27 protein-coding genes and 1 pseudogene are annotated in these 23,664 nt (G+C 42.6%); 18 read left to right on the forward strand and 10 right to left on the reverse strand.

Annotated features, from left to right (window positions below; genetic code table 11):
• Positions 1-97 precede the first annotated feature (97 nt).
• The 4 genes and pseudogenes from ACFQ0V_RS05060 (at position 98) to ACFQ0V_RS05075 (ending at position 3,053) form a co-directional block, all read left to right on the forward strand.
• Positions 98-862, forward strand: coding sequence for a TerC family protein (locus tag ACFQ0V_RS05060; RefSeq protein WP_381010496.1), 765 nt, complete (start codon positions 98-100; stop codon positions 860-862).
• A gap of 118 nt (positions 863-980) precedes the next feature.
• Positions 981-1,121 (forward strand): annotated as a pseudogene (locus ACFQ0V_RS05065) (SDR family oxidoreductase); the annotation flags it as partial.
• Between the two features lie 118 nt (positions 1,122-1,239).
• Positions 1,240-2,595, forward strand: a complete 1,356-nt coding sequence (locus ACFQ0V_RS05070; protein ID WP_381011850.1) for a TrkH family potassium uptake protein — start codon at positions 1,240-1,242, stop codon at positions 2,593-2,595.
• A gap of 17 nt (positions 2,596-2,612) precedes the next feature.
• Entirely contained in the window at positions 2,613-3,053 is a 441-nt protein-coding gene (locus ACFQ0V_RS05075) for a MarR family winged helix-turn-helix transcriptional regulator (protein ID WP_381010498.1), read from the forward strand.
• A 46-nt stretch (positions 3,054-3,099) separates the two neighbouring features.
• Here the strand turns inward: ACFQ0V_RS05075 and ACFQ0V_RS05080 are convergent, their stop codons facing one another.
• The 3 genes from ACFQ0V_RS05080 to ACFQ0V_RS05090 form a co-directional block, all read right to left on the reverse strand.
• On the reverse strand, positions 3,100-3,756 hold the full coding sequence (locus ACFQ0V_RS05080; RefSeq protein ID WP_381010501.1) for a hypothetical protein: 657 nt from the start codon (positions 3,754-3,756) through the stop codon (positions 3,100-3,102).
• Between the two features lie 45 nt (positions 3,757-3,801).
• Entirely contained in the window at positions 3,802-3,999 is a 198-nt protein-coding gene (locus ACFQ0V_RS05085) for a YkvS family protein (protein ID WP_381010504.1), read from the reverse strand.
• Between the two features lie 117 nt (positions 4,000-4,116).
• Positions 4,117-5,208, reverse strand: a complete 1,092-nt coding sequence (locus ACFQ0V_RS05090; protein WP_381010507.1) for a nitric oxide synthase oxygenase — start codon at positions 5,206-5,208, stop codon at positions 4,117-4,119.
• A gap of 170 nt (positions 5,209-5,378) precedes the next feature.
• Here ACFQ0V_RS05090 and ACFQ0V_RS05095 point away from each other — a divergent pair, with 170 nt between their 5' ends.
• Complete coding sequence (locus ACFQ0V_RS05095) at positions 5,379-6,590, forward strand: MFS transporter (protein ID WP_381010509.1); 1,212 nt, start codon at positions 5,379-5,381, stop codon at positions 6,588-6,590.
• Between the two features lie 101 nt (positions 6,591-6,691).
• Positions 6,692-8,248 carry a BCCT family transporter gene (locus tag ACFQ0V_RS05100; RefSeq protein WP_381010510.1) on the forward strand — a complete coding sequence of 519 codons (1,557 nt, stop codon included), beginning with the start codon at positions 6,692-6,694 and terminating at the stop codon, positions 8,246-8,248.
• Between the two features lie 44 nt (positions 8,249-8,292).
• Here the strand turns inward: ACFQ0V_RS05100 and ACFQ0V_RS05105 are convergent, their stop codons facing one another.
• Positions 8,293-8,706, reverse strand: coding sequence for a phosphatase domain-containing protein (locus ACFQ0V_RS05105; RefSeq protein ID WP_381010513.1), 414 nt, complete (start codon positions 8,704-8,706; stop codon positions 8,293-8,295).
• Between the two features lie 80 nt (positions 8,707-8,786).
• On the opposite strand from ACFQ0V_RS05105, the gene ACFQ0V_RS05110 reads away from it, so the two are divergent.
• Positions 8,787-9,503 carry an NAD-dependent protein deacylase gene (locus ACFQ0V_RS05110; RefSeq protein WP_381010515.1) on the forward strand — a complete coding sequence of 239 codons (717 nt, stop codon included), beginning with the start codon at positions 8,787-8,789 and terminating at the stop codon, positions 9,501-9,503.
• 41 nt (positions 9,504-9,544) lie between these two features.
• Here the strand turns inward: ACFQ0V_RS05110 and ACFQ0V_RS05115 are convergent, their stop codons facing one another.
• Positions 9,545-10,084, reverse strand: a complete 540-nt coding sequence (locus ACFQ0V_RS05115; RefSeq protein WP_381010518.1) for a DUF1269 domain-containing protein — start codon at positions 10,082-10,084, stop codon at positions 9,545-9,547.
• 265 nt (positions 10,085-10,349) lie between these two features.
• On the opposite strand from ACFQ0V_RS05115, the gene ACFQ0V_RS05120 reads away from it, so the two are divergent.
• The 11 genes from ACFQ0V_RS05120 (at position 10,350) to ACFQ0V_RS05170 (ending at position 20,005) form a co-directional block, all read left to right on the forward strand.
• Positions 10,350-11,096 (forward strand): metal ABC transporter ATP-binding protein, encoded by a 747-nt coding sequence (locus tag ACFQ0V_RS05120; protein WP_381010521.1) that lies wholly within the window; start codon positions 10,350-10,352, stop codon positions 11,094-11,096.
• On the forward strand, positions 11,093-11,953 hold the full coding sequence (locus tag ACFQ0V_RS05125; protein ID WP_381010524.1) for a metal ABC transporter permease: 861 nt from the start codon (positions 11,093-11,095) through the stop codon (positions 11,951-11,953). The genes ACFQ0V_RS05120 and ACFQ0V_RS05125 overlap by 4 nt, the downstream gene beginning before the upstream one ends.
• A gap of 24 nt (positions 11,954-11,977) precedes the next feature.
• On the forward strand, positions 11,978-12,946 hold the full coding sequence (locus tag ACFQ0V_RS05130) for a metal ABC transporter solute-binding protein, Zn/Mn family (protein WP_381010527.1): 969 nt from the start codon (positions 11,978-11,980) through the stop codon (positions 12,944-12,946).
• Positions 12,947-13,078: 132 nt separating this feature from the next.
• Positions 13,079-14,233 carry an exonuclease SbcCD subunit D gene (locus tag ACFQ0V_RS05135; protein ID WP_381010529.1) on the forward strand — a complete coding sequence of 385 codons (1,155 nt, stop codon included), beginning with the start codon at positions 13,079-13,081 and terminating at the stop codon, positions 14,231-14,233.
• Positions 14,230-17,301 (forward strand): AAA family ATPase, encoded by a 3,072-nt coding sequence (locus ACFQ0V_RS05140; RefSeq protein ID WP_381010532.1) that lies wholly within the window; start codon positions 14,230-14,232, stop codon positions 17,299-17,301. Before ACFQ0V_RS05135 ends, ACFQ0V_RS05140 begins: the two co-directional genes overlap by 4 nt.
• Before the next feature lie 64 nt (positions 17,302-17,365).
• Entirely contained in the window at positions 17,366-17,743 is a 378-nt protein-coding gene (locus tag ACFQ0V_RS05145; protein ID WP_381010535.1) for an SET domain-containing protein, read from the forward strand.
• Positions 17,744-17,801: 58 nt separating this feature from the next.
• Positions 17,802-18,521, forward strand: coding sequence for an SDR family NAD(P)-dependent oxidoreductase (locus ACFQ0V_RS05150; RefSeq protein ID WP_381010538.1), 720 nt, complete (start codon positions 17,802-17,804; stop codon positions 18,519-18,521).
• A complete protein-coding gene (locus ACFQ0V_RS05155; RefSeq protein WP_381010541.1) occupies positions 18,484-18,759 on the forward strand; it encodes a hypothetical protein in 276 nt (91 codons plus the stop codon). Before ACFQ0V_RS05150 ends, ACFQ0V_RS05155 begins: the two co-directional genes overlap by 38 nt.
• Positions 18,720-18,977 carry a hypothetical protein gene (locus ACFQ0V_RS05160; RefSeq protein WP_381010543.1) on the forward strand — a complete coding sequence of 86 codons (258 nt, stop codon included), beginning with the start codon at positions 18,720-18,722 and terminating at the stop codon, positions 18,975-18,977. The genes ACFQ0V_RS05155 and ACFQ0V_RS05160 overlap by 40 nt, the downstream gene beginning before the upstream one ends.
• A gap of 432 nt (positions 18,978-19,409) precedes the next feature.
• On the forward strand, positions 19,410-19,670 hold the full coding sequence (locus ACFQ0V_RS05165; RefSeq protein WP_381010545.1) for a hypothetical protein: 261 nt from the start codon (positions 19,410-19,412) through the stop codon (positions 19,668-19,670).
• Positions 19,664-20,005 carry a hypothetical protein gene (locus ACFQ0V_RS05170; RefSeq protein ID WP_381010548.1) on the forward strand — a complete coding sequence of 114 codons (342 nt, stop codon included), beginning with the start codon at positions 19,664-19,666 and terminating at the stop codon, positions 20,003-20,005. The genes ACFQ0V_RS05165 and ACFQ0V_RS05170 overlap by 7 nt, the downstream gene beginning before the upstream one ends.
• Positions 20,006-20,197: 192 nt before the next feature.
• Here the strand turns inward: ACFQ0V_RS05170 and ACFQ0V_RS05175 are convergent, their stop codons facing one another.
• The 5 genes from ACFQ0V_RS05175 to ACFQ0V_RS05195 all read right to left on the reverse strand — a co-directional run bounded on the left by ACFQ0V_RS05175 (position 20,198) and on the right by ACFQ0V_RS05195 (position 23,595).
• Positions 20,198-20,947 (reverse strand): YfjL-like protein, encoded by a 750-nt coding sequence (locus ACFQ0V_RS05175; RefSeq protein WP_381010551.1) that lies wholly within the window; start codon positions 20,945-20,947, stop codon positions 20,198-20,200.
• Positions 20,944-21,483, reverse strand: a complete 540-nt coding sequence (locus tag ACFQ0V_RS05180) for a zf-HC2 domain-containing protein (protein ID WP_381010553.1) — start codon at positions 21,481-21,483, stop codon at positions 20,944-20,946. Before ACFQ0V_RS05180 ends, ACFQ0V_RS05175 begins: the two co-directional genes overlap by 4 nt.
• A 2-nt stretch (positions 21,484-21,485) precedes the next feature.
• Positions 21,486-21,968, reverse strand: a complete 483-nt coding sequence (locus ACFQ0V_RS05185; RefSeq protein ID WP_381010555.1) for an RNA polymerase sigma factor — start codon at positions 21,966-21,968, stop codon at positions 21,486-21,488.
• Positions 21,969-22,048: 80 nt separating this feature from the next.
• A complete protein-coding gene (locus tag ACFQ0V_RS05190; RefSeq protein WP_381010558.1) occupies positions 22,049-22,657 on the reverse strand; it encodes a tRNA (mnm(5)s(2)U34)-methyltransferase in 609 nt (202 codons plus the stop codon).
• Positions 22,654-23,595, reverse strand: a complete 942-nt coding sequence (locus ACFQ0V_RS05195) for a TIGR01212 family radical SAM protein (protein ID WP_381010560.1) — start codon at positions 23,593-23,595, stop codon at positions 22,654-22,656. The genes ACFQ0V_RS05190 and ACFQ0V_RS05195 overlap by 4 nt, the downstream gene beginning before the upstream one ends.
• Positions 23,596-23,664 lie beyond the last annotated feature (69 nt).

The raw sequence follows: 23,664 nt of genomic DNA on the forward strand, positions 1-23,664 counted from the left end.
TCGGTGTTGAGAGCTTAGATTAAATCTAAATTAGCGAGACCTTTGCCTATTTATTAGGCGAGGTCTCTTTTTGTTTGCAAAAAAGGAGGAAGATTTAATGGAAACAATTTTATTGGAGTATGCATGGGTGTTGCTCGTGCTCATTTTATTGGAAGGTTTATTATCAGCAGATAACGCTGTTGTCATGGCAGTGATGGTGCGTCATTTACCGAGAGTTCAACAGAAAAAAGCATTGTTTTACGGATTGCTCGGGGCGTTTGTCTTCCGATTTGCAGCACTCTTTTTAATTACGACACTCGTTAAATATTGGTGGATCCAAGCACTCGGAGCAGCTTACTTACTGTTCATGTCGGCTAAAAGCTTATACGACTTATATCACGAGTCGAGCGAAACGGCGGAAGATTTATTGGAAAAACCGCGTAAAAAATCTGGTTTTTGGATGACGGTTTTAAAAGTCGAATTAGCAGACATTGCGTTTGCACTCGATTCGATGTTAGCAGCTGTCGCACTCGCAGTGACATTGCCAGCGCTCGGGGATTTTGAAATCGGTGGCATTAACGGTGGACAGTTTGCGGTCATCTTCATCGGTGGGATTATCGGATTAATTTTAATTCGATTTGCCGCACGTAAATTTATCGTCTTACTTGAAAAATATCCGAAGTTGGAAGTGGCAGCTTATTTAATCGTCGGATGGGTCGGAGTGAAATTGCTCGTTTTAACACTAGCACACGAAAGCTTACAAATTATCGACCCTGCATTCCCACAATCGACATTGTGGAAAATGACGTTCTGGATCGTCTTAATCGGTCTCGTCTTGTACGGTTATTTTTCAAGTGTTCGTCAAAATAAAAAAGTTGCTTAAAAGTAACTAAATAATGAATGAAAAAGCGAATGTGTATCTTTTGGTGCACGTTCTCTTTCGTTTTTGGAAGAAAGTACGATATACTGAATGTAATGAATAGGCGGAGCAATATAAACAATGGTTCATGGCGAACACGCCGTTAAAACGTTACGGTAAGCCGGAAGAAATTGCGAAAGCGATGCTCTTTTTAGCTTCGGACGATGCATCATTTATTACAGGTGTAGAACTTCCTGTAGATGGTGGTGTGACAGCGATTTAAAGTGTGGAAGAGAAGAGGCTGAATGTCTTTTCTCTTTTTTTCTTTCCTTTTGGAGTGAAGTTGATTAAAATACTTGAATAGCAACCATTTAGAAAGGAAGAAATCGTTCATGAAACGGATGCGGATTTCGCCTGAAAAAATTAATAAATATACGCCTGCTCAATTGATCGTGTTCTATTACTTTATGGCGATTACCGTATCGTATATTTTGCTGAACTTGCCTGGAGTATATTTACCAGGAGTTCATGTTACGTTTATTGATAGTTTATTCACTGCGGTGAGCGCGGTGAGTGTCACGGGGTTATCGACGATCAGTATCGGTGGTACATATACGACATTCGGTCTCGTCATGTTAATGCTCGTCTTGCAACTTGGCGGTATCGGCATTATGTCACTCGGTACATTCTTTTGGTTATTAATTAAAAAAAGAATAGGCTTGCGCGAACGTCAGCTCATTATGGTGGACCATAACCAATATTCTTTACAAGGTGTCGTCCATCTCATTCAAGAAATTATTAAAATTATTTTCGTCATTGAGTTGACGGGTGGTCTTATTTTATCTATTTATTTGAAGCAGTTTTATGCGACGTGGAATGAAGCTTTTTTGCACGGGATGTTCATGGCCGTCTCAGCGACGACGAATGCAGGGTTTGACATTACAGAGGCGTCTCTCATGCCTTACTTCGGAGATTACTTCGTTCAGACGATTGTCATGATTTTAATTGTACTCGGTGCGATCGGTTTCCCTGTTTTAATTGAAGTGAAAAGCTTTGTAAAACGTCGTAACGATAAAGTGCGTTTCCGCTTCTCACTATTTACAAAAATTACGACTGTAACATTCGGTATTTTACTCGTATTCGGAACCGTCGTCTTATATGCGATGGAATCATCGAATGCTTTTCGTGGAATGGCATGGCATGAGAAATTTTTCACGTCATTATTCCATTCGGTGTCTGCACGTTCCGCAGGGTTGACGACATTTGATGTGACGCAGTTTACAGAAGCATCGGATATTTTCATTAGTACGCTCATGTTTATCGGAGCTTCCCCGAGTTCGGTCGGTGGCGGGATTCGGACGACGACATTAGCGATTGCGGTCTTATTTTTAATTAATTTCGCAAAAGGAAATGATGTCATTCACGTATTTAAGCGTCAAATTAAATTAGTTGACGTGTTCCGTTCATATGCGGTCATCATTTTAGCGGGCTTTATGGTCATTACCGCGCTCATCACATTGCTGTTAACAGAACCAGATGTACCTGTCGTCGCTTTATTATTTGAAATTACGTCAGCGTTCGGAACGTGTGGGATGTCGCTCGGCATTACGAGTGATTTAAGTATGATTGGTAAAGTCATCTTAATGTTGCTCATGTTTATCGGTCGTGTCGGATTAATTTCATTTTTATACACATTAGGTGGAAAAGAAAATAAAATCGCTTATCGTTATCCGAAAGAGCGAGTGATTATCGGTTAAGAAAGGAAGAGTGTGATATGGAAGAAGCACGAATTGAAAAATCATTGAAATTATTCGTCGTCTTATCACGCGCGAGTAAAGTGTTAATGGAGTCGGCCAACGGTGTGTTCGAAGCGCACAGTTTAAATCCGACGGAATTCGCTGTATTGGAGCTCTTATATCATAAAGGCCCACAGCCTATTCAAAAAATTGGGCAAAAAATATTGTTGCAAAGCGGTTCGATGACGTACGTGATTAATCAATTGGAGAAAAAGCAATTGTTGCGCCGCGAACGTTGTCCAGAAGATCGTCGTGTCATTCATATTAATATTACAGAAGAAGGACATGCGCTCATTGAAAAAATATTTCCTGAACATGAGCGCCAATTAGCAGAGTTGATGAATGAGTTATCGGATGAAGAGATGGATACATTAATTCATTTAACGAAAAAACTCGGATTGTCGATTCGACAATTGTAATAGAAATAAAAAATGAGCAGGCCTACGTCAGGCTCGCTCATTTTTATTATTTAATCGTAGATAACATTTCTGCGAATTCATTTGTATACTTTTCTGTCGGTTCGTCGTAAATTGTTGCACGTACGACTTTACCGTTCATTTCAAAGACGAAAATAGAAATTGTTGATTCGCTAATTTTCGTTTGGTAGCTCATTGCTTGTTTCGCATTTTGTAAGCTCACTGGATCGTTCGTATGAACTTCTGCATCACCTGCGATCGCTTGTGCTAATTCGAGGCCGTTTTGTTTATAAAAGTCGTACGCATCTTGCGTAAACTCTTCCACTTCTAAACGCATGAACGTTTGACCATCTGCTGAAAGTGAAACGATGTCACGTCCCGGCTCTTCTTCCATAAATGTATAGCCTTTTAACAGTGTAATCGCATAGCGGTCTGTTTGAATGACTTCTCCATCTTGTGTGGCAGGAGCTGCTGGTTTTGCTTCTTCTTTATTTGGCTTTGCAGCAGGTGTTTCAGTCGGCGTTGTTTCTTCTGCCTCTTCTGCTTTCTCTTCTTCTTGCTCTTCTATTTCATCAGACTGTGCGGCATTTTGTTCTTCGAGTTCAACTTTGTCTTTTTCTTGTTCTTTTTCAGCTTTTTCTGTTCCACACGCTCCGAGAACGAGGAGAAGTGAAGCGAACAAGGCGAGTGCTACTTTGTTCTTCATACAAAATCCCATCCTTTCTTTACATACATAGAGACGTTTCAAAAATTATTTCGTTGCATCTTTTGACTTTGCGATAATTTTGTAACGCTTATGATTGATGACTGTTTTTTCTTCCATTTCGAGTTCTTCGAAATTTTTCATGTACGTGAGGTCGACGATGACCGAGTTTTCATTCACTTTTTCCACAATACCTTGAAGTCCTTCTTTAAATTCAATAATATTTCCTACTTCTGCAATTTTCATAATCCGTGTCTCCTTTGTCATAAGTTATTTCACTTTAATGTGCCATAGTTTACACGTTTCCGAAAGAGTTTGCACTGAATTTGCTGAAATGTCGTCATTTTGTTAAAAAATGGAGGACTATTTCATATGGAATGGACATCCAGTTTGTTCTTTTTTACGATAGAAGAAGTTCGGTTTTAATGTCGTATTGTCATAAGGACGATGGAAAATATGACTCGTCGCTGGTGCGAGAGGCGGAATGAGCCACGTCCAGTTACCTGTAATATGTCGGCACGCTTTTTCCTCAGTTTTTTCAAAAATTTCGAATTGCTTGCTCGCTGTATGATGGTCGACGAGTGTGACGCCATGTTGTTCATACGAGTGCAAAACAGCAATGTTTAATTCGACGAGTGCACGGTCTTGCCAAAGTGCACGGTTTGAAGATGTGTCGAGTCCGAGCAATTGAGCGACAGCAGGTAGTTGATCGTAGCGGTCGGTATCCGCAAAGTTACGCGCGCCAATTTCTGTCCCCATATACCATCCGTTAAACGGAGCTGCTGTATATTCAATGCCCCCAATTTCCAAAATCATATCCGAAATGATCGGTACCGCATACCATTGTAATCGTAGCGGTGTAAAGTCATACTCGGGGTGTGTAATCGGCACTTCACGAATGATGGAAGAGGGAATGTTACGCCATAATTGTTCCCCATGTTCATTTTCAATGACGAGCGGTAAAATGTCAAAGGGAGTTTTAGCCCCTTGCCAGCCGAGAGATTCGCAAAAATTCGTGAATGCACGAGAAGCGGGATCTCCCGTCGTATCATAGCCTGCATAGCGTAATAACTGATGATTGCGTAAGCGGATAGGCTCAGTGCCATCTGGGCGTTTAGCAGGGAAAATTGTAATTGTGGAACGGATTTTTCCGTCGTTCGTCGCATATTCGATATGTCGAAATAAAGCGTTCATCACATCTTCTAAATTCGTCGTAGCTCGCTCGTCAAAGACGTGCAATTGATTCCAAAAAAGTCGTCCGATACATCGGTTGCTATTGCGCCATGCAAGTTTAGCACCGTAACTCAATTCTTCAAACGTATGAGTGTACGTTTTCGTCTCCTCAATTTCTTTTGTGACAGCTTCAATTCGAGCATCTCGCTCATTTATCGGTAATTCATTTTCTGCATAATATGTGTGTAAAAAATGGATCGCTTCTTTTAAGACATCGTTCATCGTATTATCCAACTCCTTCTCTTATAAGCTTAAATGATTTATATGAACGGAAAAGAGACTGTGAAAACATTATAAAAAATAGATGTTTGATGTTCACATAAAATACATATTTTCACGCAATTCATAATTGTTTTGTTATAATAACGGAATGGAAGAGAAAGAGGTGGATTATGACAAAGGAAAATCAATATTTTACGAAACCGACGTATGCGATCATGGTCGCGATCGGGATTGCGCATTTATTTAACGATGCGATTCAAGCAGTCGTTCCGGCGATGTTCCCGATTTTAGAAAAGTCGCACGGCATTTCTTATACGAAACTAGGATTTATAGCATTCACATTAAATATGGTGTCGGCACTTTTGCAACCGGTCGTCGGATACATTAGCGATAAAAAACCGCGTCCGTTCGCTTTGCCACTTGCGATGGTATTGTCAGCGATTGGGATGGCGGGTCTTGCGTTCGCTTCGAGCTACGGGCTCATTATCGCATCGGTCGCATTGCTCGGATTAGGGTCTGCGGTATTCCATCCGGAAGGGTCAAAAGTTTCGTTTTTATCCGCAGGTTCAAAGCGTGGTCTTGCGCAATCGATTTATCAAGTGGGAGGGAATACCGGTCAAGCGCTCGCTCCTTTAATTAGCGCCTTCGTTTTAGTCCGTCTCGGGCAGAAAGGGGCAGCTATTTTCGTACTTGTCGCATTCGCAGCTGTCTTATTATTGACGCGTGTGTCGTTTTGGTATCGTGAACAACTTGAAAAAGAGCGAACGTCGAAACGGAAAAAAGTGCTCGTTTCAACGCTCGGTCATTTAACGAAGAAAAAAATCGGAATCGCACTCGGACTTTTAATGGTCATTATTTTCGCGCGTTCTTTTTACGTGACGAGTATGTCTAGTTTTTACGTCTTCCATCTCATGCAAAACTATGACTATACGATTGAAAAAGGACAGCTCTACATTTTCTTATTTTTAGCATTCGGTGCGATCGGAACATTTTTTGGCGGGCCGATTGCCGATCGTATCGGAACGAAAAATGTCATCATTTTATCATTGCTCGTCCCATTGCCATTTGCGCTCGGATTACCGTTCATCTCAGCCACTTGGATCGGCGTATTTTTAGCGATCATCGGATTTTTCATTATGTTGAGCTTCTCGGTGACAGTCGTTTATGCACAAGAGTTAATTCCGAGTAAGATTGGAATGATGGCTGGCTTAACAGTCGGACTCGCTTTCGGTATGGGAGCGGTCGGTGCTGTATTTATCGGGAACTTAATGGACCGTATCGGTGTGATGGATACGATGATCGTCGCAAGTTATTTACCGTTTTTAGGTTTAGTCGGTTTACTTTTACCGAAAGATGGGCAACCAGAACAGACGAATATGTAAACATATCATAATAAAATTGTAATGAATCGCACTTTTATGTTTTAATGTATTTATAAAGGGTAAGTACCTTTATACTTTAAAACATTAGGGAGTCGATTTGGTTGGATGACAGGTTTTGGAAAAACCCGGTATTTTTAATTTCGTCGATTACAGTATTTGTACTCGTCGTACTAGGAGCGGTAGCGAAAGATAGCTTTGAGCGTGTCGCTACAATTTTATATGATTTTACGCAAGTGAATTTCGGGTGGTTTTACTTATTAACCGTCTTTATTTTAATTGTTTTTTTATTCGCTTTAGCCATTAGTAAATATGGCGCGATTCGTCTCGGTGGCGATGATGCGAAACCAGACTATCCATTTTTCACATGGATTGGGATGTTGTTTTCTGCAGGATTCGGTGTCGGACTCGTGTTCTGGGGAGTCGCAGAGCCGATGAGTCATTATTTCAATGCACCATTTGAAGGAGTGCCTGACCAGTCAGCGGAATCTGCGCGTGTCGCGATGGGCTATGCCTTTTTCCATTGGGGTATTTCACAATGGGCGATTTTCGGTTTAGTCGGTCTCGTCATCGGATTTATGCAGTTTCGAAAAAAGAAAGATGGTCTCATTTCGACGGCGCTCGAACCGGTCGTCGGATCGAATAAATATTTAAAAGGCGGCATCGATTCTTTCGCTGTTATTGCGACAGTGATGGGAATTGCGACGTCGATCGGACTCGGTGTGATGCAGATGGGTGGGGGATTAGAATCTGTCTTCGGATGGGAAAATAATTTCAAGCTTCAACTCATTATTATCGTGCTCGTTTTCGGTGCGTACATGTTGTCAGCTTCAACAGGATTAAATAAAGGAATTCGTTATTTAGGAAACTTCAACTTAGCGCTCGCTATCGCGTTACTCGCTTTCTTCTTCATTATGGGTCCGAAAGTGTTCATTATGGAGTCGTTTACGGTAGCGGTCGGAGATTACATTACGAATTTCATTCAATATAGTTTGCGTCTTCAGCCGTATCAAGGCGGTACGTGGGTGAGTGATTGGACGATTTTCTATTGGGCGTGGGCGATTGCCTGGAGCCCGTTCGTCGGGGCTTTCGTCGCTCGTGTGTCGAGAGGACGTACAATTCGTGAATTCATTACAGGGGTGATGATCATCCCGCCTGTCTTTGCGATGATGTGGGTAGCGACACTCGGTGGAACAGCATTGTATAGCGATTTAAACAATGGTACAGCGATTGCGGAAGCGGTCGATCTCGATGTGACGAGCGCGTTATTCGTCACGATGGAACAACTACCATTTACGAACGTATTGTCAATTCTTGCGATCATTCTCGTCATTACATTTTTAGTGACGAGTGCGGATTCAGCGACGTACATTTTAGCGAGTATGACGACGCGAGGTAATTTGCTTCCACCGATGATCGTGAAAACGATTTGGGGTGTGCTCATGTCGGCGATTGCGGCAGTTCTTTTATTCGCTGGAGGACTGAACGCATTGCAGACGGCATCGCTCGTTTCAGCTTTACCGTTTACCGTATTTCTCGTCATTTTAATGTTTGCGATGGGCAAAGTGTTGAGGAGAGAGCCGATTACGGTAAGGCCGGAAGATATTCGTCATTTTGAAAAAATAAGAAAAGAAGCGCAAAAACAGCGCGACGAAAAATAAAAATAGAGCCGCTCCTTTTACGATGAAAGGAGACGGCTCTTTTGTTATTTGTACAGTTGTTGCAATGCTTCACGGAAATTCGGACGGATATCGATTACATCACGCGCTTCTTTCGCCATTTGTTCGGCTTCTTCTACTGATGATGCGACACCGAGTTCCAGCAATAAAGCGGTAGCGGCTGCCCCTGTGCGCCCGCGTCCTGTATTGCAATGCATGTAAATTATTTCGCCAGCTTCGACCGCTTCTTTCATTTGTTGGACGGCGCGTTGTAAGCTCGTTGCTTCTTCACCGTCTGTTAGTGGTGTGTAGACGCTTTTTTCGTGGACGTCTCCGTCGCGTGTGCCACGCAAATCGAAAAAGGCATCGATTTGATGTTCAGCATCCGCTGTTTCGACGGCGTCAATCCCTCCGATATACACTTTTCCATCGAGTAAACTTTGATATGTCGTTCTGCTCATCGTCATTCTCCCTCCAATTGTTCGAAAAGTCCATTCGCTCGTGCTACTATATAGAGGAATGGAAATAAGGATGTGATGAAATGTTAGCACAGTTAATAAAAGAAGGAAAGAAGGTTGTCGTTTTCACTGGGGCGGGCATGTCGACCGAAAGCGGCTTACCGGATTTTCGTTCAGCGAAAGACGGGATGTGGACGAAGTACGATCCGTCCGAAGTAGCAACCGTCGACGCGTTGAATGGTCAGTTCGATACGTTCATCGACTTTTATCGCAATCGCGTCATCGGGGTGAACGAATACGGTCCTCACGAAGGTCATTACATTTTGGCTGATTGGGAACGAAAAGGGTATGTGACATCGATCATTACACAAAATGTCGACGGTTTTCATCAAGAGGCAGGCTCACGCCACGTCATCGAACTGCACGGAACGTTGAAAGAAGTGCATTGTGAAACGTGTGGCAAAGTATATAGCAATAAACGTTACGAAGACGAACAATATTACTGTGAATGCGGCGGTCCCCTACGCCCATCGATCGTCTTATTCGGCGAAATGTTAGATGAACGCGCTTTAATGGAAGCTGCACTTATGAGTGAAGGAGCGGATGTATTTCTCGTGCTCGGTTCTTCATTGACCGTCTCCCCAGCAAATCAATACCCGCTTATCGCAGTTGAACATGACGCGACATTAATTATCGTCAATCAAGACGAAACACAATACGATGCTTTCGCCGATCGTTGTATTAAAAACGAAAAAATCGGTGACTACTTACGCCGCATTCAAGCAGAATTACAGTCATAGAAAAGACCATCCTGCTAATTTGTGTGGGATGGTCTTTCGTTTTATTTATTTCGATCTTTCCAACGTTTGCGCGCATCGCGTTCGAGTTCGAACTGTGCGAGCTGTGCTTGTTTAATTTGGTCTCGCACGTAATCTCCGTTAAGGCGTACAACTTGTCCGCCGAGCTCATATGCATAGTTTTGAATCGTTTCGAAATCTTCTTCACGTGCGATTAAAATGACACCTGTTTGACCGTGTGCGATAAATGATGTTACTTGTTCGAAGACGTTCATCGCATTTTTAATTTCGCGCGCATCACCTGTCGCTCCGATAAATGTACCACCCATCCAGCCGAGTAAAATGCCGAGCGGTCCACCGATAATGCCGACGAGTGCACCGATAATGCTGCCGCGCGCTGTTTTGTCTGTTCCTGTGAAATCTAGGAAGTCTTTTATTTGAATGCCAGCATCCGCATCGTTCAAAATAACACCCATCTGTTCACCGACAATTTGTTTCGTCGCATGCATTTGCTTTAATTCAGAAAAAGTTTGATACGATTTACTTTCTTCTTCAAATTTAATGATGAATACGTTTTCAGCCATCTTAACTCCTCCTTCATTATATGAGGATAGTTTACCATGAATGCCAACAAATTCCTACTTCTAACAAAATCAATTGAGAAAAACAATCATTTATCCTTTACTTTTTAAAAAGAATGATTTAATATAGCGTTATAGTTGCTCTAGGGAAAGAATGTTTTTTTACTCTAGAGTTGCGTGAGGGCAAGTTTTATTTTTACATTGAAGTTTCCTAAAGGAAAAATGTTTTCCTGAACGAAAATAAAAAGCTGAATGAGAAGGTGAGAGTATGGGAAATTCCATACGAGTGAACAATTTATCCGTATCGTATTACGGCAATCAAATATTAAACAATGTATCTTTTAACATGGAAAGTGGCCGTTTAATCGGTATTATCGGACCGAACGGCGCAGGGAAATCGACTTTGATGAAAGGGATGCTCGGACTCATTCCGACAGATGGCGGAACGGTAACAATCGACGGAAAAGATGTGAAAGCGATGCGTAAAACGATCGCTTACGTCCCACAACGTGCGACGATCGATTGGGATTTCCCTATCACTGTGCTCGATATGGTCGTGCTCGGTACGTATCCATCTCTCGGTCTTTTCAAAAGACCAGGAAAGAAAGAGCGTACTTGGGCGCATGAATGTTTACAGAAAGTCGGGATGGAATCGTATGCTGATCATCAAATCGGCGAGCTTTCTGGTGGCCAACAGCAACGTGTCTTTTTAGCTCGAGCACTCGCTCAACAAGCCGAGTACTTTTTCTTAGATGAGCCTTTCGTCGGGATTGATGTGACGAGTGAAGCGCTCATCATCAGTTTGCTAAAAGAACTTCGAGATGAAGGAAAGACAGCATTTGTCGTCCATCACGATTTGACGAAAGTGAAATCGTATTTCGATGATTTAATTATCGTGAACCGCGAAATCGTCGGGGCAGGTACCGTTGACAATGTGATGCAACCTGAAACGATGAAGCGTGCATTTAAATCTCAATATTCATTATGGGATTCTTTAGAGGTGGCGAGCTCATGAGTTTTATTCAAGATATTCAAAACTACGAATTTTTACAAAAAGCGTTATTTACCGCGATTATCGTCGGTATTATTAGCGGTGTTCTCGGCTCGTTCATCATTTTGCGTGGAATGAGTTTAATGGGAGATGCGATTAGTCACGCTGTTTTACCTGGTGTTGCGATTTCGTACATGCTCGGCATTAGCTATTTTTACGGAGCGGTCGTTTTCGGATTGCTTACAGCTTTCGGTATCGGCTTCATTACGCAAAATAGCCGAATTAAAAATGATACGTCAATCGGTATCGTATTTTCTGCCTTTTTCGCCGTCGGGATTATTTTAATCGGAAAGGCGAATACGAGTACGGACTTAACGAGTATTTTATTCGGGAACGTGCTCGCCGTGAGGGATTCTGATATGTGGATTACACTCGGAGTCGGCATTTTCGTATTATTGATGATCGTGCTCTTTTTCAAAGAGTTTCTCGTCAGCACGTTCGACCCGACGTTAGCGGCATCGTTCGGCTTATCGAATAAATTGATCCATTACGGCTTGATGGTGTTACTGACACTCGTGACAGTAGCGTCATTGCAAACAGTCGGTATCATTTTAGTCGTCGCGATGCTCATTACGCCAGCAGCGACAGCATATTTATTAACGAACCGTTTATCGCATATGATTGTCATTTCGTCGATTCTCGGTGCTGTATCCGCAGTGATCGGCTTGTACATTAGTTTTATTTACAACTGGCCTTCAGGGGCTGCTATCGTTTTAGTCACAACAGCATTTTTTATCACAGCATTACTCTTTTCACCGAAACATGGTGTCGTATGGCGTGCATTAAAAATGCGAAAAAATAAAACAGCAGTTGGACAATAATTTTTTTAGAAAAGGAGTTTTAACATGTTGAAGAAGTTTTGGAAGTTCGGCCTCATGTCAATTATGGCAGTATTTTTACTCGCTGCTTGTAGCAATGATGACAACGGGCAATCAAGTGAGAAAGAAGAAGGGGACACACCTTCTAACGATAAAGAAAAATTACAACTCGTCGCAACGTTTTCAATCATTCATGACATTTTAAATGAAGTCGGTGGAGATTTAGTCGACGTTCACTCGATGGTTCCAATCGGTACAGACCCGCATGAATACGAGCCATTGCCAGAAGATATTAAAAAAGCGACAGATGCAGATGCATTATTTTATAACGGTTTAAACCTTGAAGGTGGAGAATCAGGTTGGTTCTTTAAATTAGTCGGTACAGTAAACAAGTCAGACGATCAAGTATTTGAAGTGATGGAAGGCGTAGAGCCGATGTACTTAACTTCAGATGATGGGCAAGAAGAAGAAATTAACCCACACGCATTTTTATCACCAGCAGTAGGTATTCAAATGGTTGAAAATACGATGAAAGGTTTAATTGCGATCGATCCAGATAATAAAGCGACATACGAAGAAAATGGTGCGAAATTTTTAGAAGAATTAGAAGCGATCGATAAAATGTACGAAGAAAAAATTAATGAAATTCCAGAAGAAAAACGTATTCTCGTAACGAGTGAACGTGCATTCCAATACATGACAGACCGTTACGGCTTAAAAGAAGGATACATTTGGGCGATCGATACGGAAGAAAATGGTACGCCTGAACAAATTAAATCGTTAGTTGAATTTATTAAAGAAAATAAGATTGATACGTTATTTGTAGAATCGAACGTCGACAAACGTCCGATGGAAACAGTAGCGAAAGAAACAGGTGCAGAAATTTTCGCTGAAATTTATTCAGATGAGCTTGGAAAACCAGGTAGTGAAGGAGAATCGTACACTGGTTTCTTAAAATCAAACATCGAAACGATTCACGCTGGACTTACAAAATAATTTCAATAAGATGTGACACACAGACAAAATGGGAGGCATTGACGCTTCTCATTTTGTCTTTTTGTGTATAAGCATAAACATGCTGTTAAAAAATAGTATAATGGAAAGAAGATAGTAAAGGAGTGGTGAACGATGAAAATAGTACATACTGCTGATTGGCATTTAGGAAAACTCGTGCAAGGTGTTCATATGACGGAAGATCAACGTTACACTTTGACGCGATTTATTGAAGAGATGAAAGAAGAGCGACCCGACGCCATCATTATCGCGGGAGATATTTACGATCGAGGAGTTCCTCCTATTGAAGCGGTCAATTTATTTGATGAAGTGCTTACAGCGCTCGCTTACGATTTACGCATTCCAGTGTTAGCGATTGCAGGGAACCATGATAGCGCAACGCGATTACAATTTGGCCGTTCCTTTATGCGTGGCGGGCGCTATTTCGTTTCAGGTTCGCTCGATGATGAGTTAGAACCTGTCATTTTAGAAGATGAGTACGGGCCTGTGCATTTTCATTTAATCCCGTATGTCGACCCGAGCATTGCGCGACTCGCTTATGATGACGATACGATTAAAACACATGATGACGCGATGCGAGCGATCATCGAGCGACTGACTCCAACTTTAGACGAACAAGCTCGTCACGTAGCGGTCAGCCATGCCTTCGTGACGAAAATGGGTGAGGAAGACGATTCGATGACGAGTGATTCAGAGCGTCCTTTATCGATTGGTGGTGCGGAATATGTGAGCAGCGAGCGTTTCAAAGATTTCCATTATACAGCGCTCGGGCATCTCCACCAAGCACACCATATCGGAGATGAAACGATTCGTTATTCAGGCTCTTTACTAAAATATTCTATATCAGAACAACATCATAAAAAAGGGTATTTGGTCGTCGAATTAGATGCAAAAGGACAATGTACAATTGACAAACGTCCATATCACATTCGACGAGATATGAGAAGAGTGGAAGGTTATTTAGCTGATTTATTAAAAGAAGAGCGCTCGGAAGATTATGTGTACGTCACATTGCTTGATGAGGAGACGGTGTTGCAACCGATGGAAAAAATTCGTGAAGTATTCCCGAATGCGATGCACGTCGAACGTAAATTATTTTATCGTCCGACAGAAGGAGCGATTGAATACGTGCAAGCAGAAAAGATGACAGATACTGAATTGTTCACTGCATTTTTCTCGAACATTTCTGAGGGTCAACCGACGGAAACGATGCTCGCTTTATTTGAACGTTTAAATGATCGTGTTTTAAAGGAGGAACGTGAACGATGAAACCACTTTATTTAAAAATGACAGCATTCGGTCCATATAAAGATACCGAGGAAATTGATTTTACAGAGCTCGCTGCTCAACAATTATTCGTCATTTCCGGTTCTACAGGGGCAGGTAAGACGACGATTTTTGACGCTTTAACGTATGCGCTTTACGGAGAAGCGAGTGGGGAGGACCGGAAAGAAGATGCGCGTAATTTGCGCAGTGACTTCGCAAAAGGTGACGAACCGTCCGTCGTGACATTGCGCTTCTCGATTAAAGAGCGAGTTTTTGAAGTGATGCGTCAATTACCGTATACGAAACCTGGCAATAAAAACGAAACGAAAGCGCGTGCTGAACTTTATGAAATCGTCGACGGAAAATTGCTCCAAGCGGTCGATCGTCAAATTATTACGGAAGTGAATGATAAAATCGAGCAGTTAATCGGCTTTACTGCGACGCAATTTAAGCAACTCGTCATGTTGCCACAAGGAGAATTTCGTAAATTTTTAACGTCGTCGACGGATGAAAAAGAAGCGATGTTGCGGAAAATTTTCCAAACGGAACGGTACGAGGCTTTAATTGAAGTGATGAAAGATGAAGTGAAAGAAGGAAGACAAGCGTATGAATCGAACCGACGAGACTTATTAATGACCGCTTCCCGCGTTGAAAAAACCGCTTATCAGAATGAAGAATTGAAACAACTGCACGGACAGACGACATTGCATGTAAACCATTGGACGAAATTCGTCGCGAATGATCGTCGCATGTACGTCGAAAAGCTTGAGAGCGGGGAAGGGAAAGTTCACGAGTTAGAAAAGCGCGAACAAGAAGTGATGAAACGTTTAGCAGAAGCGGAAGCTTTAAATGCCGATTTTGCGAAGCTTGCCGAACAGTTGAAACGAGACGAACAATTGAAGCAAGAAAGACAAACGATTGAAGAACAGCGTGTGAGGTTGCAGCGAGCAGAAAAAGCGCGTCCGTTAAATGAATACCGCAATCAACTGAACCGTTTGCGAGCAGTAGCGAAAGAAGAACAACAACGTCTAAAAACATTGCACGTCGAATTAGAACGAGCGATGGAAGAAGAGAGCCAAGCGTCAACACGCGTGAAGGAGTGGAAAGCGCGAGAGGAAGAATTCGCTCATTTACATCGTGCGATCGTTCAAATGGAAGAACGTCTGCCACTTTTCGAAAAAGTAGAAGAGACGATGCAGGCAAAACAAAAAGCAAAACAGCGCTGGACAGAAGCGACAACGATTGCAGAACGAGCGCGCACAAAACTCGAACAATTGACGAGCGAACAAAAAGAACAGGAAAAAGAGTTAAAGCGAGCACGCCATGAAGTGCGTCCGTATGAAAAGAAATTGATCGAGCGTCAAGCGTATGAAAAACAAATGGAACTGTTGGAGCATTTGGAAAAATGGGGAGCGCGAGCACAGTCATTAGAAGCGGATTATGTGACACAACGTCAAGCGGTGCAACAATTGACGCGCCAAGTAGAAAAGCTCGAAAAAGAATGGCTCGGCAATGAAGCGATCCGCTTGCGCAAACATTTAGTAGGGGGCGAACCTTGCCCGGTTTGCGGAAGTTTAGATCATTTCATTACGGAAGAAGAAGAAACGTCCGTCGATGAACGAGTCGTTCAAAGTGAGCGCAAGTTGTTGCAAGAAGCGGAGCGCACGTATTATCAATACGAACAGCAATACCAACATGCAGTAAGTGAGTACAACCGTTATGAAGCGGCGCGTGTGGAGCGAGAAGTACGTGCGACATTACCTCAATTAAGAGAAATGTTTGAAACGACATTAGCGGCATTAGACCATATTGAAAAAGAGCGTCAAAAAGTCGAACAATTAGAACCGAAAGTAGAAGCGTTGCATAAGCAAGTAGAAGAAGCGGAGCAAGCGGTACGTCAAGCGGAAGAAAGAGCGCGTCAAAGCGAAGGGGCGTACGTTGAACAACGCGCTATTTTACAACAAGTGAAGCAGTCGCTCGGTGAAGAGCAACGCGATATTCGCGCCTTCACGTCAGAACTGCATCGTATGCAGTTAAACTACGACAAGATGAAAAAAGACCGCGAGCGAGCAGAAGAAGCTTGGAAAAAATGGAGCGAACAAAAATCGTTAGCGCAAGAACGTGTTACGGAAACGGAAAAGCGTTGGCAACGTTTAATCGAAGAAGGGAAAGAAGCGCGAGCTATTTTCGATGAACAACTTACATTAGCGGAGTTTCAAGATGAAGCGGATTATGAACGAGCGCTTCAAGACGTTCCTGAAATTGAATCACTACGCAAGACGATCCAACAATATGAAACGGATTGTCATATGACGACGACGTTAATTGCGGAACTACAAGAACGTTTAAAAGGAAAAGAAAAAGTGGATGAAACAGAATGGCAACGTCACGTGGAACGAGTGCGAGAAGAATTGAAAGAGATGAACGCTTTCGTTTTACTGATGCGCTCAAGTATCGCTTTAATTGATGAGACGGTAAAAGAAGTAGAACAACGTGCGGAAAAACTCGCTGCATTAGAAAAAGAAGTAGGCGAACTCATTCAAATGTACGATTTATTACGCGGTCAAAACCATTTAAAATTGTCGTTTGAACGTTATATTCAAATCGAATATTTAGAGCGCGTCATTCAAGCGGCGAACGTTCGATTCCATCAATTGTCACGCGGGCAATATCAATTCGTGCGCAGTGAAGAACAAGCGAGACATAACCGTCAAAGTGGATTAGATTTAGACATTTATGACAGTTACACAGGACAAGCGCGCGATGTGAAAACGATGAGTGGAGGCGAGAAGTTTTTAGCTTCCCTTTGTTTATCGCTCGGCATGAGTGATGTCATTCAAAGTTTCCAAGGAGCGATTTCAGTCGAAACGTTATTTATCGATGAAGGGTTCGGTTCTCTCGACGACGAGTCGTTGCGCCAAGCGATCGACGTATTAATCGACTTGCAAAAGTCAGGACGTATGATCGGTGTCATTTCTCACGTCGAAGAATTAAAGCAAGCGATTCCGTCTCGCATCGAAGTAAATAAGACGAAAGATGGTCATAGTGAGTTACGCGTCGTTACAAATTAAGAGATTGTCGCTCGCAACTATGGTATAGTGAGACAACAAATCTAAAATGTAGGTAGGCGAAATGATGATCGAAATCAAAAACTCTCCATTAAGTAATGGTGATTACACACGCGGTGTGTTTGCGACAGAAAATATTAAAAAAGGAACACTTTTGCATAAAGCTCCTGTTTTAGCGTATCCGAATGACCAACATGAACATATTGAAAAAACGTTGCTCGCGGATTACGCATTTGAATACGGCATTGGCCGTACGGCGATTTTATTAGGATACGGGATGCTCTTTAACCATTCGTACACACCGAATGTGACGTATGAGATTGATTTCGATAATGAAACGTTCGATTTTTATGCATATACAGATATTGAAGCGGGAGAAGAAGTGTTAATTAATTACAATGGGGAAGAAGATAATGACGATCCCCTCTGGTTTAACGAAGAATAATGAGTACCCTTTCCGCGCCATGTGGAAGGGGGCTTTTTCAACAAAAGGAGGAAATAAAATGGAAGTATACATTGTGACAGGTGCATCAAAAGGGATTGGGAAAGCGTTAATGGATCAATTAGAGAGTGAAGGGCATATCGTGTACGGATTGGCACGTACGAATGATGAGGCACGACGCAATTTAGTGAAAGTGGACGTGACGGCGGATGCGGCGACGATTGAAATCGAGCAATTCGTTAAACGTCATCTAGACGAAGCGACATCGTTTACGTTAATTAACAATGCGGGTATCGTCGAACCGATCGGACTTGTCGGTTCGTTAGAGCGAGAAGCGATTGAGCGTGCGCTCGATGTGAACGTAGCAGCACCGATTCAATTAGCAAATGCGTTCATTTCCGCATTGCAAAATGAAGACGTTGCCAAGCGCATTATGAACATTTCATCAGGTGCTGGGCGCAAACAGTATGACGGTTGGGGTGTGTACGGAACGACGAAAGCCGCGCTCGACCATTTTTCGACAATCGTTCATGAAGAACAGAAAAAGCAACCGTATCCTGTTCAAATTGTTTCGATTGCGCCAGGGATTATCGACACGAATATGCAAGAGGTCATTCGTTCGAGCGATGAATCGCATTTCCCTCTTTTAGAGCGCTTTATCGACTATAAAGAAACAGGCGCACTTGCGACACCTGAAGAAACGGCAGCTCGCTTGCTCGCGTTTTTGCGTAGCGAATGGATGAATGAACGTATTATCGCTGACGTGCGAGACGTCGAGTAATGATGTACGTCGTCCTCACGCTCATTTTAGCGCTTTACGGAAGTATGCACGGATTTGTACCTGGACGTTAGCGAAACAGTTTCCACGGTTCGCCTTGCCGATTTATAGCATCGTTTTTGTCCTTACGGTGATGAGCATCGCTGTCGTAGCGGTGCGGACGAAAAGTATCGGCTCTTTATTCGGGCAGCTCGGGAGTTATTGGATGGCGCTCGGCTTGTTAGCGTTCGTCATTTATTAGAAGATGAAGTCGTCGATGTCGGACCGTTCGTCGTCGTTGGAAGAAAAGATGTTCGTCCGATCGGTGACCAAGGCGGCGAGCGCCATTCCATTGAACAAGTGCTCGATGCTGTCGATTCGTCAAAGCCGGTATTTATGCTCGACCATCAGCCGTCGACCGTGCTTGATTACGACGACCGCATCGACTTGATCGTCTCCGGACATACACATCGCGGGTAAATGTGGCCGTTTCATCTCATTACGCAAAAAATCTTTCCGGTCGACTACGGCATGTTACGGAAAGAAAACGGAAACGTCGCCATCGTCTCATCCGGCGCAGGTTTCTGGGGGACCTCCGATTCGTATCGGGACGAAAAGTGAATATGTTATGATTGAACTGCAACCTTTGTAGAAAGGTAAAGTGAGCAGAAAAGCATAGTTGAGTGTGTGAACTATGCTTTTTTTGTCATGTGCATTTATACTATGGAAACCTTTATAATTATAAGGGGTTAATTGAAAGTATACATCGTTATTGTTATATTTATTGATAAGTTTGTGCTCTTTTTCAAAAGTAGAATAGAATTCTTAATAGACTCTTCTCCCCCTCAAAATGATTAGATATGATGTATTAATCCAATATCATGTAGAAAAATAAAGAAGGAGATTTTGACTATGGAACTTTATGCTTACATTGATGAATCACAAAGAAATCATTTAACAGAATTAATGATTCGAAAATTAGGAATTCAGCTTCAAGAATATTCTATAACGACTGTGTTGTTTGAAAAGGGATATTATCAAAAAGAATTCGAAGAAAAATGGAATGCCTTTCGAGCCAAATATAATGTAAATGCAAAGAAAGCTATGCATTTTGTAGATTATAAAATGTTATGTTCCGGAGAGTCGGACAAGGTAAAAATGGACATATGTTAACAGTTGGAACGGATACGGTGAATCAGGATGTAGTTGCGGAAATACTAGATGAAATAAGATTTATTAGAAAAGAGGAAGTGGGGCATGGACATTCGCCTAATCATTGTGGTTTAGAAGTAGTAGATTTTTTATGTTCGATGATTTCTTGTGAGACGCGTTTGAAGCATTATAAGGACATTGGTTTAATACCAATAGACGATCGAAATATTGAATTTCAGGAAGGATATTTTGGGAATATTAGAGTTGAGGATCAGTACTTCGTAGATTTTTGGGAAATTATGAAAGATAAGATAGAACTTTCTCACACGGAGAGGATTTATTATCAAAATAAATAAAAAAACTCGCCAGAACTTGTCCGCGAGGTTCGATACAGAGAATGATATTCCTGTAACTAAATAAAATATAACATGCGAGTCAAAAAAATTCAATAAAAAAGCTTGAAAATAAAGAAGGTTGTTTTAGATAGGCAATAAAAAATCCCTCGATATAATGGTTGAACATTTATATCGAGGGGGACTTTTAAAACTTTATTGGTCGTACACTTCTGTTTCAATTTTTTTCGTTTTTGAGTTGAATGAGGCGGAGTAGCGTAAGTACCAGAAGTCGTCACGGTCGATATCGAGTTCGGGGTTCATTTCCGCTTCTTGTCGGTTCAGTTCGTACGTTTCCTCGTCCCATAGTTGGGCGTTGACGGAAGCGGATTGGTATTGGATGCCGAGGTCTTCGAGTGTTTTTTGCATAAATTGCACTTCTTCTTCAAACTGCTCGACTGAAACATTCGTCGCGTCCATCATAATCATGAGCCACGGCTCTTCAACGAAAGATAAAGTCGGTGACCAATCGGTATGCGTCGGCAATTCTCCTCGCATGACGGAAAACTCCATGTCGACTCCTCGTATATGTGGCGCTCCTGAACGAAAGGCCTCGATTAAATAAGCGCCTGCTTGTTCGTTTAGGCGACGATTTAATGATGTGTCCATACGGCTATCGCGCACGCCATCATAATGGGAGTGTTGACCGAAAAATCCAGCGCGCATCATTTCAACTTCTTGTGGCAGTTGATCACCTGTTACGGTAAAATCATACGTTCCTGTTTTAAAATTGTACCATCCTCTTTCAATATGAAACGTTTCTTCAGGGTACGTCTTTTGTAAAAACTGTTCCGTATTTTGTTTGGCGATCGTTTTGGAAAGCGGATTGCCAGTGAATGCATTGGCAATGAATGCGAAAACGAGTGTAATTGTAATCGCGATGCCGAGCCAAATTTTCTTTTTCATCGTTGTTCCTCCTTTTGTAAAGCTTGAATCCAAGCGTAAGCGATAAAAGCGCCGATGAGTGAGACGAGCGTGTAAATGGTTCCCATACTTGCGACACTGATGATGATTTCCGTAAAGGAAGCGTCTCCGAAATCATCTTGTACATAATATAAAAAAGAAGGGACGAAGCTTAGCACGATCGGGGGCAACCACGTTCTGTAAAAGGCGTATAGTAAGCCGCCGAGCAAAGCGTATGCCCATAAGCCATTAAAGGTCAGCTCCGGAATGATTGTCGTTCGCATCGCGAGTAAAAAGGCGAGGGTGACGAGTATAAATTCATACCGTTTCATTTGGCGTGTCACTTTTTTAATCGTCTTCGCCGCCTCTTCATTCGGATTCGGTAAGTCGACGGTAATCACTTCTTCCATTTGGGCTAAAGCGGTTTGGCAAGAAGGACATTGTGGCAAATGTTCTTCTACCCATTGCTTCGTCTCTTCTTGTAATAAGTCGTCGACGTATAAAGGAAGTAAATCTTCCACAATCGCACATCGGTTCATCTTCATTCCTCCAATCGTTGTTGCATTTTTTGTTTCGTCCGATGAAACGTGACGCGGGCATATGTTTCACTTTTTCCGAGCAGTTGACCAATTTCAGCGAAAGAGCGTTCTCCGAACAACCGTAATGTCATCACTTCTTTAGGTGGGGAGGGCAATGTTTGAATGAAGGCGAGAATGGTGCGTGTTTCTTCTTTGACGAGCCATTCCTCTTCTGTACTTTCCCGTGCTAATTGCAATGCCCATTCTTCTTGCAAAATCGGATCTTTCTTTTTCGAACGAATGTAATTGAGTAAATGAAAGCGAGCGATGGAAAAGAGCCACGTTTCTAAAGAAGCTTCTCCTCGAAATGTGTGGAGTCGTTTGAGAGCGGTATAAAATACATCTTGTGTTAAATCTTCCGCCATTTCTCGGTCGTACAATTGCGCGAGAAAATAGCGATACAATTTCGGTTGGACGTCCATATACGCGCGTTCTAACGTGTTCACATAACCCCTCCTTTTTCATTTGACTCATTAGTTAGTGTCGACGGATGCATTTTCGTTACAAAAAAATGCTGACAAATTTGTCAGCATTCAATTCGTTCATGTGTCGTAAAGTCGCGCATTTTTTCAAAGGCGAGCATAAACGGTGGATTATTTCGTTGATTGAGTAGTTCATAGCGTGCGACATGGACGTCTTTTTGGTATAGTGTGCGCACATATTCAAGCAAGGCGTCGCGCTCTTCAGGGCCGCCTGGATGTCCGTCGTATACCGAGACGGTAATGATGCCGTCTTTTTTTAATAAGTCGAGCAAGGCGTCAATTGCAGCGATTGTCGATTCCGCTCGTGTGACGACAGAGAGGTCTTCACTGTACGGTAAATAGCCGAGATTGAACATCGCGCCACTAATCGGGGCTTCGACGTATTTTTTCACATTGGCGTGGCTGTCACAAATGAGTTGAACTTGCGTTAAACAATCATTTTGTTCGAGCCGTTCTTTTGTCGCATCGAGCGCTTCTTGTTGAATGTCGAAAGCAAAAACACGTCCATTCGGTCCGACGGTTTCTGCTAAAAATTGCGTATCATTGCCGTTACCTGCCGTCGCATCGACGACGACGTCCCCTTCATTCGTCACGCGCTGAATGAGTCGTTTCGTCATCGGCAAAACGCGATGGATGATAATGTTTTGATTCATCGTTTTACTCCTTTTCCTTGATAACTATTGCGTCTTTCGAGTTCGCGGTCGATCGCATTGAGCACTTCCCATTTCGTCACGCTCCACATCGGTCCGATTAAGTCTTCTACAGGACCGTCGCCTGTAATGCGGTGAATGACGACATCGGATGGGATCATTTCTAATTGATCGACGACGAGACGGACATATTCCTCTTCTGTTAAAAAGTTTAATATCCCTTTTTCATATTGCTTCACCATCGGCGTTCCTTTTAATAAGTGAAGCAAATGAATTTTCAACCCTTGAATGTCGAGCTTTGCGACTTCTTGTGCCGTTTCCATCATCATGTCGAGCGATTCGCCAGGCAATCCGTTAATAATGTGGCTGCACACTTGAATGTTATGTTTGCGAAGACTGTCGAGACCTTCTTTATACGTTTCGAAGTCGTGCGCACGGTTAATGAGCGTCGCGGTTTCTTCGTGGACGGTTTGCAAGCCGAGTTCCATCCATAAATACGTCCGTTCATTGAGCTCTGCCAAATAGTCGACGACGTCAGGAGGTAAGCAATCGGGACGCGTCGCAATCGATAATCCGACGACGCCGGGTTGAGCGAGCGCAGCTTCAAATTTTTCTTTCAAAACGGGAAGCGGTGCGTGCGTATTCGTATACGCTTGGAAATAGGCGATCGTTTTGCCACCTTTCCATTTATCTTGCATGCGGTTTTCAATTTCGCGAAACTGAACGTCGATCGGGTCGACGCGGTCTCCCGCGAAATCTCCACTCCCTGCTACGCTGCAAAACGTACATCCGCCGTGAGCGACGGTGCCGTCTCGGTTCGGACAGTCGAATCCTGCATCGAGCGATACTTTAAAAGTTTTTTCACCGAACACTTCTTTCAAATGTTTCGATAATGTATAATACCGTTTTCCTTCTGATGGAAAGGGGAATAATCCGTTCACTTTCTTCAACTCCTCGACAAAATTGTATCATTATTTACGCAGAAAATCGTCTGAAATGAAGAACATTTT

The sequence above is a fragment of the Savagea faecisuis genome (assembly GCF_042675605.1).
GTDB lineage: Bacteria > Bacillota > Bacilli > Bacillales_A > Planococcaceae > Savagea > Savagea faecisuis.